The following is a 12,266-nucleotide window of genomic DNA, read 5'->3' on the forward strand; positions in this document are numbered from 1 at the left end:
CTTCCAATGTCGGGTTCTGATTGTGAATAGCCGTTGCAGCGATCGACAGCCTCAAGCCAAAGCAGAAGTGTGTTTCTGTGACGTCTTAAGCGATTGGACACTTGATCCCCGTTAAGAAACCGTAGTGCAAAACGTCCCGAGAGCACACTCGCCAGCGCTCCTTTGATCCTCCCCCACTGAAGTTCTCTAATCGCACTGGTCAAGGGTTCTGTTTCAGGTCCGCGTCTTCGCCGGGTTCAAGGTTCTCTCCGCAGTCGATCGCTTTCGGGGTCGCTGCATGTTGGCGTCGGATGGTGGATCGGCCGAAGTGGTCCTCGCGGTCATCTTCCGTGCGTCTTGCGGAGATGCCGCATTTCAGAGGGCCGGCCTGATCCTAGCCACTTGTTCCGGCTGGACGCATATCCGTGTCAAAACCATCTCTGGTTGCATCTTTCATTTCCGGTTTTGCCGCCGACGGGCAGGTCTCTAAAGTCTCCAAGCCGTCCAATCGATTCGGGACAAACATTCTTCGACTATCTGCTTGAAAAAAGACATTTTTGATTAGGGCGAATTTCATGGACGTGACGGTCAAACGCTCCGGTGAAGCGCGGTTCAGAGCAGTAAGTTCGTTCGAGCCGATTGCGTCGGCTACCGTACAGCGCACGAACACTCCAGACGTGCTTCTGGTCGACCTGAACCAGTTCGCAAGCTTTCCGACTCTTGCCATTGGACTTCTCACCGCTGCCCTTCGCCAGCGAGGCCACCGCGTACAGGTTCTGTGCCCATTGGCCTACGATGTGCCAGGTGTGCAAAGAGAACGTGCCGAGACCTTCAAGGACTACCTCTCGATGCGGATCCGGCTCTCGGATTCACGGCTAGTTGTTTTTGCGCGGGAACTGTCGCGAGCACCCAGGGAATGGCGCCGCAATCGGCCGCACCCTGCAATCCTTCGCGAAATCTCTCGACAACTCACCGACGGCACAGACGCTATACTGGTGTCGGCCTATCTCAACCATAGCCAGGCTGTCCGGGCTATAGCAGATCTTGCCGCGGAGCGCGGGATACCCATGATTCTGGGCGGTCCTATGTTCAATCTTCCCGAGGTCGCGGCCGAGTGGAGGAGGATTCCAGGTGTGACGGCGGTGGTCGGCGGGGAGTCGGAACTGCATGTCGCAAACCTGGTCGAAGCCCTGATCCGGGGCGGAGAGGCGGCTATTGCCCGGCTTCCGGGCGTGACGCTTCCGTCGGGATCCCCGCAGACTCCCACACCACCGCTGAGACCGCTGAACAGCGTGCCCTTTGCAGATTTCACGGACTTTCCATGGGACCGCTATCCGGTGCGCATCGTGCCCATGATGACTGGGCGGGGCTGCCAGTGGGACAAGTGCACGTTCTGCAGCGACGTGATTTCCGCAAGTGGACGGACGTTCCGAACCAGATCGGTCGAGAACGTCCTGTTGGAAGTGGAAGAACAGTCACGGCGACATTCTACATCGAACTTCCTGTTCATAGATCTCAAGCTCAATTCCTACCCAAACATGTTCCGCGGGCTCGCGGACGGCATGCGCCGCCACGTCCGCGATGCTGAGTGGATCGGCACGGTTCATGTCGACATGCGGAAGGACAACGGGTTGTCGAGATCCGACCTTGCCGCTGCTGCGAAAGGTGGGATGCGACGGATCAACTTCGGACTGGAGTCCGGTAGCCAGCGCCTGCTGGACGCAATGCGAAAAGGATCATCCGTCGAGGCAAACAGCGCGTTCATCCGGCATGCCTACGAGGCAGGCCTTTCGATACGCTGTTCGATGTTCAAGGGCTACCCCGGCGAGACTGCGGAAGACATGCAACTGACTGCCCGGTTCTTGGAAGCGCACGCCCCCTATCTGGATCGCATACGCTTCTGCGATTTCTCCTTGCCGATCGGAACACCGCTGCACGAGGCTTTGATGCGAAACGGCGGATCTAACGACCTGATGTCTGTCACGGCCAATGTGGGATCAAGGGCCTTCGCCCGCTATGAGTGGAAGGAAGCCAAGGACCGATCCTACCGGCGCGCCAAGGCACGCCTTTTACGCGTCGTACACGAGATCAATCGCCGTCCTCTGCGGCCTTCCGCGCGCCAATTCGACGGGCTGATGTGAACGGCGGATGGCGTCACCTCCTGCCCCGGATGAGGCGCGACAATCCGATTGTCGGCGGATCCCTCTCGCGTCGCCTACGACGCCTGTCACTTCTCGATCGGATCGAGGAGGCCTGGATATTCCAGAGGCAGTATTTTGATGCCCTTCAGATAGGCAAAACAGCTGCCGGTCGCAGATGGTCAGAAGTAAGTCGCGGCCTTCTGCGCCACGGTTACTACGAGCATACCCCGGAGGAACTGGCCTTTGGGGCGCGCTTGGCTTGGCGCAATCACGCACGATGCATCGGCCGGCTGTTCTGGGAAAGTCTCGAGGTCTTCGATGCAAGGCATGTGACCGAGGTCGATGCCATGGCGGACAGGCTGGCGGGTCACCTGGTGCATGCCGCAAATGGTGGACGCATTCGGTCGACCATCACCATATTCGCTCCGGTCAGGGGTGTGTATCTGCCGGCCTATGTGGAAAGTGCCCAACTGGTTCAGTATGCCTGTCACTCTGCACCAGAGGGGCGACAGCTGGGTGACCGTCGGAATGCCGATGTCACCCGCATCGCCAGATCGCTTGGCTGGACGGCTCCCGAAAGGCCGGGAGCCTTCGACATCTTGCCGGTGCTGCTGCGCGACGCCAGCGACCGCCGGGTTCTGATGGACCTTCCCGAAGGCAGCGTGATGGAGGTCCCCATCTCACACCCCGACTGCGATGCCATTTCTAGGCTTGGCCTGCGCTGGCATGCGGTCCCGGTAGTCAGCAACATGATCCTCACCATCGGTGGGGTCGACTATCCTTGTGCTCCATTTAATGGCTTTTACATGTCCACCGAGATCGCTTCGCGCAATCTGGCGGACCGCGACCGTTATGACAAATTGCCCGACGTTGCGCGGGCCTTGGGAATGCAGCCGGAGGCACGTGGCACCTCCTTCTGGCAGGACACAGCTCTGACGGAACTGAACCGTGCAGTGGTTCATTCTTTCAAGAAGGCGGGCGTCGCCTTGGTGGATCATCACACGGCCAGTGATCAGTTCATGGAATTTGTCTCTCGAGAGAACATTGCAGGGCGCCGGGTTGCAGCCAACTGGTCCTGGATCGTACCTCCGCAGGCATCTGCCGCCTGCGATGTGTTCCATATGCCGATGAAGGATCACTCTGCGGTTCCGAACTACTATCGAAGCCGCGGCGAGGACGGACGAACCTTGATGCCGTTCTACGGAGACTACCACCGTTCCCGACTGGTCCAGAGGACCGACGATTTGAGGCGTACCTGGCGGAGATGGTATCAACGTGGCTAGGAGTTCAGTCCTGGCATCTGGTGGATCGAATTACGGATGAACCTGTCCGGCTGCTCTTGTCCTTCATGGATGTGTAGGCCTCTCTTCGCCAGCAAGGCCCAAGCTTTGTTGAAGATGCCCTGTCCCGTATACCGGTCGAGTCGAACCACTCCCTGGCCAGCGCAAGGGCGCGCTCCGGTTTCGTAACCCATCTGTCGCTGTCGATGGCGACCGCAAGGCGGTACTGGGTATATCCGCCGTCCTTGCGGCGGACACGAGCCAGCCAGGTCACAGGTCGATCCTTCGGTTTCTGGATGCCCAGGTGCCGGCAGTATTCTAGGATCATCCAGTGGGGTGGTGTACGCTCAGGCAGCTTCCGAATGACGGCCAGGTCGGTCAGATCCGGCTTTTGCGCATTGTCGCTCATTGGGGCCTCCTTCGCAAAGCACAGCACGCGCCTTGTCGGTCAGACCGAAGCGCTGGACGTATTCCAGCAGAGCTTCTTCCAGGCGCAACTCGCGGCTCGGATTCAATGGTCATCCTCCAATGAGCTTGTTCCGGCGATGATGGAAGAAATTGGTTAAGACGAAGTTAACGACATCCAGCGGCAGTCCGGAGCTTTCGTGTGTGCGCTATCCTCGGGGTTTCCAAACACCTGGCTGGAGGAATGCACCATGTCCTATCTGCGCCGTGCAGAGCGCTTTCTGCTGACACAGCAACAGATCAATCCTTGCCGATTTGCCGATGCGGATCAAATCTCCCAACTGCCCTTTCGTCCGTCTCCTTACTGGCACACGCTCTACCGGTGTCGACACCTCGGCATCCACCGGCCGGACGACAGCATGTGCAACTGGACCGCGCGTATCCTTACCAAGGAGAAGCTTTACAGGCAGAAGTGCCTCGGCCCGGCGCTGGATACGGGCCATGGCACAACATCACTCAGAAGCGCTTTGGCGCGGGCCTTCGAATGGTTCGATTCCGGCGCGGTTCGTTCGATGGCCAGCGAGCCAAAAGACCTTGGACGCACAAGGCAAGTCAGCATCTGTCCGATAGGAGACATCTATACCGTGGGACATGCGCTGCGTGACTACACCGAATGGACGAGGATCGCGCGTTCACCGGGCGGACACTACAACAACCTGGTTCTCATCAATCATCATCTCGTGCCACATCTGGCCAACCTGCCCCTCGAAAAATTCTGTGCCAGCCACTTGCGCGATCTGGCACAGCAAGTGCTGGAAACACCTCCGCGATATGGCTTCTCGGAGTACAAGCGAAAGGTCGGGATCGAAACCCTGACAGCGGACGAGCTGCGCCGGCGCAAGCGGACCTTTAACTCGCTTGTCACGATCCTGAAGATGGCATTCCGGCACGCCTGGGACAATGCCGCCATCCAGTCTGAGCGACCGTGGCGCTGTCTGAAACGTATCCCGGTCAACCATACGCCGCGCACCATCTTCCTCGACAGGGACGAATGCAGGCGCCTGCTCGCCCATTGCACCCCAGCTCTGCGTGATCTCGTTCTTGCAGCACTCTATTCGGGATGCCGCGTCGGCGAACTGGGAAACCTGATTGTCAATGACGTGGGGCGTCAAGGCTTCGGTCTGCGGATCGGCGCTTTCAAACAATCTCCTGCGCGGTTCGTCTTTCTGCCCGACGAAGGCATGGCGTTCTTTCTCTCCAAATGTGAAGGCAAATCCGCGCAGGATCACGTACTCCTGTCGGATATGGGAAAGCCCTGGCGTCGCCAGCACACGCAGCTGTTCCGCCGCGCCGTTGCGAAAGCGCGTCTGCCGCGAGATTTGGTGTTTCACGGGCTCAGGCACACGTACGCAAGTGACTTGATCCGCTCCGGAGTTCAGCTCGAAGTGGTCGCCAAGCAGCTTGGCCATGCGTCGACAACTACGGTCAGCAATACTTACGGTCATCTCGCTGAGCAGTTTCGGGAAGACCAAATCCGAAGGCGCTTCAACCCACTTGACGCTGACCAGGCCACTGAGGCCCGCCGTCGCAAGCCCGAGCTCGAGAAGCTTTGGAGCAGCTTGCAGACCGATGACTGGCGGCACTACGCGCATGTCCGACAGTCGCCTTTGACCTCCGGCAAATCGCTTGCCACACCGGTGCGCGAAGTGAGTCAGGTGTTCGATGCTGCAGCGAGAGAGATCAGTTCGGTCCAAATGTAGCGGTAGTCGGCAATCGTGGAGCTTAAAGCACCCGCTGACCGCTCAACGCTGGCGTTAACCGTTTGTTAACGAATTCTGCCTTTGAATGAAAGTATTCCACGGGGATACAATTCATGCTTGCGGCAACCATGTCTCCTGTCGACACCTTCGCCACGCTCACGGAACCACGATCTCCGGCCTCGACAAGACCGGGTTACGTTGAGCGCACGACGCGGCACTCGAACATCTGTAGCCGGCGCATTTGGTTCCTCAGTTTGACATCCGAAGGGCTGTTACGGTGACCAGCGAAATCGCCTTGCTTCTGACCTTTGTCGCAGGGCTGTTCGTGATCTCTGCATCCCGCAAACGGACATCCTTGGCGGGCTTGGCGCTACTTTGCGGCGTGTTTGCCTGGGTCACATTTGGTACCGGAAGTTCGGGTTCTGCTCCTGCGGATAGCGCAACGGAATCACGCCTTTCGCGCCTTCATTAGATTTGTCGTCGTTTGACCCTCACAGATCACAACCACATATGAAATTGAGTTTCATTTTTCTTTGATGGTTGCGGCCGGAAGATAACTCGCCGCTCGTAATCGAGTTTGGCTGCCACATTTGAGACACTTTCACATGCTGGGTTTACGGGGTGAAATGCTCGAACGCTCAACTATTGGATTGCTTCGAACTATGGTGGAAACACAATCGCTAGATCGGCGGGTGGCCTCCATTCTGGCCAGTGCCAATAATCTTCAAAGCGCCGCGCTGGGACTTTCGATTGTCCTGATGATCTCGGGCTATGAAGCTGTCGGCAAGGCGATTATGCGGATCGGGTATCGTGAGCCGGCATATACCCCGGATCTTCCAACGAAAGAGGACTTTCTTAGTCAGATCGATCGCGTGGCCAAAATGGCTTCGATTGAGGAGCGCAAGTGGTGGGCCTTGCTGATCCGCGAAGTTTGGCGGGAAGAAAACCTGCTACTGGAAGCTGCGCTGTACGACGCGATGGAAACGCGCTGCGCATCATAGTCGGAGTCAGACACGAGACTTCGCTTCGACGGACCTCCAGCGAGAGGCACTGGCGGATACTGAAACACAAACGCATTGCGAAAAAGGACTACCAGGCTTCGTGCCGAGCATTTGGGTGAACACCTTGGTGTCTCCAAATCCGATGTCGAGCGAAGAATTTGCAACGAAGGCGGATCGCTCCTCTCTACAATTGAAACGTTGCGGGCCGGCGGACAAACCCTCGTGCCTTTCGAAGCCGCGAATCTTAATGCTGCGGAGGATAATGCGCCTGAAGAAAGTGAACTTCCGGATCCAGAGCGGCCCGTCCGTCGATGGCAGCCATTCAAGTGCCTTTTTCTAGATAGGTCCCTGCTACGGCGTTGCCTCGTGAAACGCTTGAAATGCGGCTGTAAAAATAATCCAGCTCATGAACCGAAAAGTCAGATTGAAAAACAAGGACGGCAAATTGATGCCTTGCAAGTATCTGGTTTGTTTGCGGAAATTATCAAGGCTGCCACTTGTCGCCAAACAAACCGAAAGAAGCAATGCCACGACGCGGTGTTCCAAATTTTCTAAGCGCAAGAAGAAAAAATCTGCGAATGAGGGCAGGGCGGGTCGGGGCGATCAAAGGCCACAGACTTTCGACCGCCCCCCCGAAGCAACTGTCGACGCTTTTCAAGTTGTCGTGAACCATCAATATTTGGGGCTTGAAGGATGCTTTCTCCTGCACCAACGGAACGCCATCACCGAGTGCATGGCCCGGTGCTCGGCAGTCGCCCGATCGCACTCATCGAGGAATTCGAAAATGGCGGCCCGCTCCTCGAAGTGATCGAGCTCGTCGTCGTCAAGCTCCAGTGAGGTGCATATGACCTGCGACTCTCGCGACATCCGCGACATTGCGAAGGAGTGAGGGGGATCCGTAGAACCAGGATCCGGGCCCGAAGTAGGGCCCGGAAGATCTTCGGATGGAATGCCTGCCTTGTGCGCTGCCATGGTTTCAAGGGCGAACGATGCGGTAAGCCGACTTCGATTTGTGATTCTTGACGTAGTGACTGCCATCCAGACGTTTGAGCCACCCGTTCTCCTCCAGAAGCTTCACGAGCTCCCGAACCTGGGAGGAAGACCTCAGCGAGTTTGGGCCGAAGCGCATGATCGCCCTGACATCGATCAGGTCTTCTTTCCAGCGGTTGCAAAGCCAATCCTTGAGCAGTTCAGCGTCAAGCAACCGTTTGGGAATGTTGCCGGTGTCCAGGATGCGAACCGCCTCGTCGAGGTAGAAGTTCATCAAGGTGATCGCCACCGACATGATCGCAGGTGCGATGCTGGTGGCCTCCGGGTCAGTGAAGAAGGCGAGATTCCCAGCAAGCCGGGCGGCCTGTTCGGGCGCCTTGTCGGCAAAACCGGAGATGTTGGCGAAGTAGCCATCTCCGATTTTCTCGCACTCGACAAGGTTGTAGAAATCGACAAGCTGCCGTTTGGACTCTGGTCCCAGCGTCAGGAGCCTGAGCTCCAATTCGCCGGAGGTCTTGTCGCGATACTTGATATCCTGAGCCAGCAGATCCGCGATCGATGCGTCGAAAAGCTTGAGAACCTCTCGTGCCGCCGCGTTCCGAGCTAGGGTCTCGGGATCGTTGCGGATCAAACGCGTTCCCTTGAGGCTGTCAGGCCGGACAATCAGCATTCGATTGATCAGTCCCTGGTCCCGGATCTCCGCATTGCCGAGAAACCTCTGCGCGATTAGATCCTGGACCGCGAGATGCAGGGCGATCCGGCGGCCCGGAAGATAAGTCGATCCGGTTGTAGCCCGCACTCGGGTTATGGCTTTGCCGTCCCAAGCGTGAGACAGTGCGGTACAGAAAGCGACCTGGTTCTGCGAACTCATGGCGTAGCCATCAAGGATCTTGCCGCCCTCGTCGGAATAGATGGCGATGGATGACCGACCATTCTCGAAATGACGCGCCACGCCTTCGAAGGTGATGTCCTCGAACATCAGCTTGGGGTTTTCAGGTTCCGTGAGCGGCACGCCGGGCTCTTCATGGGTTTCGTCTTCAATCACGAGGTTCTTGCCGGAACGCTTCGCGCCCGACGCCTCCGCTTGATGGAACCGGTTCAGTACAGCGAGGTAGTCGCGCATACGCGGTTCCTCCCACTCGCGGATCGCCCGCGTCGCAAGCCGGTCGACGGCCGACTTCCGCGATCCGGACTCCGCGATGCTGAGCAGGTAAAGGCTGATCGGCGATGGGCCGCCAAGAGTTTCAACATCGGCCAGACCCTGTGCACTGGCGCTGATGCTGGCCAGGACGGCCTGAAGCGCCAGAGCTACCGGCGCCTGCGTCAGCGTGGCGATGGCGGCGACAATTTCAGTGATCGGACCGAGATCGGCGAGCGGCACTTCGGTCGCTGCGATTTCATGTTTGATGAGGGGCGTCGGAAGCTCGGATTGCTGTCCTTTGGACGCACTCCTCCCTTTGCCAGACTTTTTGTCTGTCATTACTTATCCTTCCGGATGTTAGTTGAGAGTTGGATTTTGGCCAAGACCAAATGGCGGAGATCGAGATTGCTGGTCTTGTTCTGGCGTTACGGTTTCGTGACCGGGGGCGGACGGCGGTTCGAGACGTCGCGAGCCTGGTCCCGGGTTTTCCTGTCGTCCACGGCCGGCGACGCCTTCGCCGTCCTCATCGGTGCCGAGCCAGTCCTCGGACGGCGCTGATGGCTGAGAATTTCATCGGTCATGGGATCGATGTCTTCAGCATTTCGCAACAGTTCCCGGATTTTCTCGAAGGTCTTTTCCAGATCGGTCATTACTTGCCCTCCGTGGCCTGCGCCTCGATCCAGGCGCGAACATCGGCGGGCCGGTAGCGCACCAGCCGACCGATGCGTACCATACGCGGGCCTTCACCTCGCAGCCCTGCCAGCTCCAAATAGCGCTTCGGGATGGCAAAGTGCTGCTCGACCTCAAAACGGGTCAACAGCCGGTCATGTTGTAGATCTAACGACATAAGGACGCTCCGTGAATATACTGGTGGCTCGAACCAAACAGTTGTTCAGGCGCGTGTCATTTTCCGAGTAATGAATTTTTTCTAGGGAACCGCGCGTTCCAGTCAGAATAGGCTTGTGCCTTCACCTCAATCCCATTCCGCCAGTTTCTTTCTCACAGCTTTCATGGCGCCCTGCAGTCTGTCGTGTTTGGCGCCGGCGGCCGTAACAATCGTTTCTTCCTTGTCCGGAAAATTTTCAAACTCCCTCGGGGACACGAGCTTGTACTTCGTCAAAGCTCGCCGGATGGCTTCGTCCGTGGGGATGGGAAAGCCGTCTTTCTTAGCTTCTGATCTTATCGTGTAGGCGTATGTAGCGGCATTCTCCACTCCGTCCTGCCACCTGCGTCCGGGAGGATGACCGCGCCCTTTTTCGGGTTCGCATAGCTTCCATACCGTAAGGTAGAACAGAAAATCCTGGTCCGTACGCAATTCATAACACTCATCTGGGTCCTGTCCGGTGAGCCGGCTGTATTCAGAGAAGAACACTTCTTGAAGGGCGCTGATGATGGGGTCGTCACCCCACTGCTTGCAAATAGGGGTACTTCTGTCCCAGTTCGCAGCAAAACCGGGGACATCATCCGTGATGTAGCCCACCAAAATCATGTGATCTCGAAGGTGATGCCAGCGAAACTGAAAATCCTTTACGAGAAGTTTTCGTGCCTTCCGGAATGCTTTCTTCGGAGTATCGAGTGCGTCAGTACGCATACTGACATGCAGAAGATTTTTTGACGTGTAGTCCAATTGCCGTCTGTAGTACGAAATATCGTAATAAAAGTCCAAATCGTCTTTGTGCGGAAGAGCTAGAATACGGTGCTCAAGATCTTTTTGTGAATTCTCCATCCTTTCTTTCGCTTGCAGTGTAAGCGCTGCACCGAGCAACTGAATTCCTTCAAGATCCAGCTTTATCCTGCGCTCCCACTCTTTCTTCTTCATGAACGCAGTATCGTAAAACCAGATCTTTGGCGAAGTTCTTCGCAAACCACCTGCATTGCCGGCCGCAACGCCTCGATGGAAGGCTTTGCGTACCGCTGGCCGGTGATGCTGAGCGGTGTGTGATTGAGCAGGCGCCCGGTCACCTCCTCGAGAACGCCCGCCTCGGTTGCGACGGTTGCAAACGTGCGGCGATGCGCGTGCGGGCTCCAGGCAAGACTGCGGGCGCTGGTGATGTGTCCCGATGCAGCTTTGGGTGACGGAAACACCCAAGTGCGACCGAGCCTGCGCAATGGTTCCAAGATCTCATGATGCACGGGCAGGATCGGCAGATCAAAGGACCGTCCGTTCTTGGTCATCGGCAGGTGGATGTGCCCCTCGTGCACATTCTTCCATTCCAGCGTGAGGGCTTCCGACTTCCGGAAGCCCGTGAAGAGAAGCAGTTCATAGAAGGCACGATGGATCGGATTGTCGAGGCCGTCGACCTCCTGCCGCCAGAGCTTCAGATCTTCGATGATCCTGCCGTCCGGCTGCTCGTCGTACCACTCGATGGCCGCCGTTGGGTTCTCGGGCAGATCATGCACCCGACGGGCATGGTTCCAGACCGTGCGGAAATACTTCAGCACATGGTTGGCGCCGGATGGCGTCGCCGCCATCGACCTGTGACGATCGACGACCATGGACTTGGTGATCTCGTCCAGCGGCAGGCGCAGCCAGTCCTTGAGGTGGATCTGGAACTGTTGCCGGACTCCGATCTTGTGGGTTTCCGAGCGAAGCTTCGGACGGGCGAGGTAGCTCTCCATGGCGGCTTCAAGCGTCGGCGCCCCGATCTGGATCCGCTTGCCAGAGCCTCTGCCCCATTCCAGGGCATACCCGAGCGCCGTTTGTCGTGCCGCCTCGGCGGAGATGACCGGGAAGCGTCCGATCAGCATGCGACGGGTCTGACCGCCGACATCCCGCTGAAAGTACCAGGTCTTCGACTTCTTCCCGACGAACAGGATGAGGCCCTTGACCTCGCTGTCCCAGTGCTTGTCAGTGCCGGTTTTTGTCTGTGGCGCCTTGCGCGCGAAGGTCTCTGTGAGCTTTGGCATTTTGTCGGAAATTTGTCGGAAACAGCATGAAACTTGGCGATACTGGGTGATACCAGATGCAAGACATTGTGAAATGAAATGAAACTGTTAGCAAGTAGATGAAGCTGGATGAAACTCAGGCACTTTGCTTGGAAGGCTGAGGTCTTACCACTACACAACGCCCGCTCTCGGCAGACTTGAACTATTTCATGCGTTCTGTGACGTCAAGTGTCCACCAACGGCAGCAATCAGATCTTACCCTCAAGCATATGATAATACTTGCCATTTATTGAGCTTCTTCAGAGGCGGCGAGACGTGTTTCAGTCTGCCTGCACCAGCGTAGGCATCCAAGTGTCGTGTCCGGTTGAAGCGTGCGGCCCGAGATTGAAACCGTCAAGAATGTCGTCGTCAGGGCAAGGGGGCCGGCTGGTCCTGACCGCCGGTCGTCACGACTTCAGCCAGCCTTCGGCCTTGTCGATACCGTCGCCATCAAAGTGCCTCGCCTTATCGCCCGATCGTGTCTGACGTCAGCACGCACCGGACAGATTTAGGGGTTTGAGCAATGGAGGATTTCTGGTTTATCGAAGCCATTATGGAGCGAAGATGAACAAGACATCCGGGACATCGAAGGACGCCGCTGACAAGCTGGTCAGGGGCATCAAGCGCAAGACGCGGAAGCACTA

The 12,266-nt window shown here is 57.3% G+C and carries 13 protein-coding genes; 6 read left to right on the forward strand and 7 right to left on the reverse strand.

Features of this window, described 5'->3' with window-relative positions; genetic code table 11:
- Window positions 1-373: 373 nt before the first annotated feature.
- Window positions 374-556 carry a hypothetical protein gene (locus R5H30_RS21470; RefSeq protein WP_318330819.1) on the reverse strand — a complete coding sequence of 61 codons (183 nt, stop codon included), beginning with the start codon at window positions 554-556 and terminating at the stop codon, window positions 374-376.
- Here R5H30_RS21470 and R5H30_RS21475 point away from each other — a divergent pair.
- Entirely contained in the window at window positions 555-2,120 is a 1,566-nt protein-coding gene (locus R5H30_RS21475; protein WP_318330820.1) for a B12-binding domain-containing radical SAM protein, read from the forward strand. The genes R5H30_RS21470 and R5H30_RS21475 overlap by 2 nt on opposite strands.
- Before the next feature lie 29 nt (window positions 2,121-2,149).
- The gene (locus R5H30_RS21480) at window positions 2,150-3,403 is read left to right on the forward strand and encodes a nitric oxide synthase oxygenase (protein WP_318330821.1); all 1,254 of its coding nucleotides are present in this window, start codon (window positions 2,150-2,152) and stop codon (window positions 3,401-3,403) included.
- A 4-nt stretch (window positions 3,404-3,407) separates the two neighbouring features.
- Here the strand turns inward: R5H30_RS21480 and R5H30_RS21485 are convergent, their stop codons facing one another.
- Window positions 3,408-3,809, reverse strand: a complete 402-nt coding sequence (locus R5H30_RS21485) for a hypothetical protein (RefSeq protein WP_318330822.1) — start codon at window positions 3,807-3,809, stop codon at window positions 3,408-3,410.
- Window positions 3,810-4,056: 247 nt separating this feature from the next.
- Here R5H30_RS21485 and R5H30_RS21490 point away from each other — a divergent pair, with 247 nt between their 5' ends.
- The 4 genes from R5H30_RS21490 (at window position 4,057) to R5H30_RS21505 (ending at window position 7,403) form a co-directional block, all read left to right on the forward strand.
- Complete coding sequence (locus tag R5H30_RS21490) at window positions 4,057-5,565, forward strand: tyrosine-type recombinase/integrase (RefSeq protein WP_318330823.1); 1,509 nt, start codon at window positions 4,057-4,059, stop codon at window positions 5,563-5,565.
- Window positions 5,566-6,191: 626 nt separating this feature from the next.
- A complete protein-coding gene (locus R5H30_RS21495) occupies window positions 6,192-6,566 on the forward strand; it encodes a hypothetical protein (protein ID WP_318330824.1) in 375 nt (124 codons plus the stop codon).
- A 111-nt stretch (window positions 6,567-6,677) separates the two neighbouring features.
- The gene (locus R5H30_RS21500) at window positions 6,678-7,121 is read left to right on the forward strand and encodes a hypothetical protein (protein ID WP_318330825.1); all 444 of its coding nucleotides are present in this window, start codon (window positions 6,678-6,680) and stop codon (window positions 7,119-7,121) included.
- Between the two features lie 138 nt (window positions 7,122-7,259).
- A complete protein-coding gene (locus tag R5H30_RS21505; RefSeq protein ID WP_318330826.1) occupies window positions 7,260-7,403 on the forward strand; it encodes a hypothetical protein in 144 nt (47 codons plus the stop codon).
- Window positions 7,404-7,542: 139 nt separating this feature from the next.
- On the opposite strand, the gene R5H30_RS21510 is transcribed toward R5H30_RS21505, so the two are convergent.
- From R5H30_RS21510 to R5H30_RS21530, 5 genes are all read right to left on the reverse strand, one after another.
- Window positions 7,543-9,036 (reverse strand): YfjI family protein, encoded by a 1,494-nt coding sequence (locus R5H30_RS21510; protein WP_318330827.1) that lies wholly within the window; start codon window positions 9,034-9,036, stop codon window positions 7,543-7,545.
- Between the two features lie 86 nt (window positions 9,037-9,122).
- A complete protein-coding gene (locus tag R5H30_RS21515; RefSeq protein WP_318330828.1) occupies window positions 9,123-9,347 on the reverse strand; it encodes a hypothetical protein in 225 nt (74 codons plus the stop codon).
- Window positions 9,347-9,544, reverse strand: a complete 198-nt coding sequence (locus R5H30_RS21520) for a helix-turn-helix transcriptional regulator (RefSeq protein ID WP_318330829.1) — start codon at window positions 9,542-9,544, stop codon at window positions 9,347-9,349. The genes R5H30_RS21515 and R5H30_RS21520 overlap by 1 nt, the downstream gene beginning before the upstream one ends.
- Before the next feature lie 126 nt (window positions 9,545-9,670).
- Entirely contained in the window at window positions 9,671-10,516 is an 846-nt protein-coding gene (locus R5H30_RS21525; protein WP_318330830.1) for a hypothetical protein, read from the reverse strand.
- Window positions 10,513-11,604, reverse strand: a complete 1,092-nt coding sequence (locus R5H30_RS21530; protein WP_318330831.1) for a tyrosine-type recombinase/integrase — start codon at window positions 11,602-11,604, stop codon at window positions 10,513-10,515. Before R5H30_RS21530 ends, R5H30_RS21525 begins: the two co-directional genes overlap by 4 nt.
- Between the last annotated feature and the right edge of the window lie 662 nt (window positions 11,605-12,266).

The sequence above is a fragment of the Roseobacter sp. FCG-D35 genome, assembly GCF_033436665.1.
GTDB lineage: Bacteria > Pseudomonadota > Alphaproteobacteria > Rhodobacterales > Rhodobacteraceae > JAWQFO01.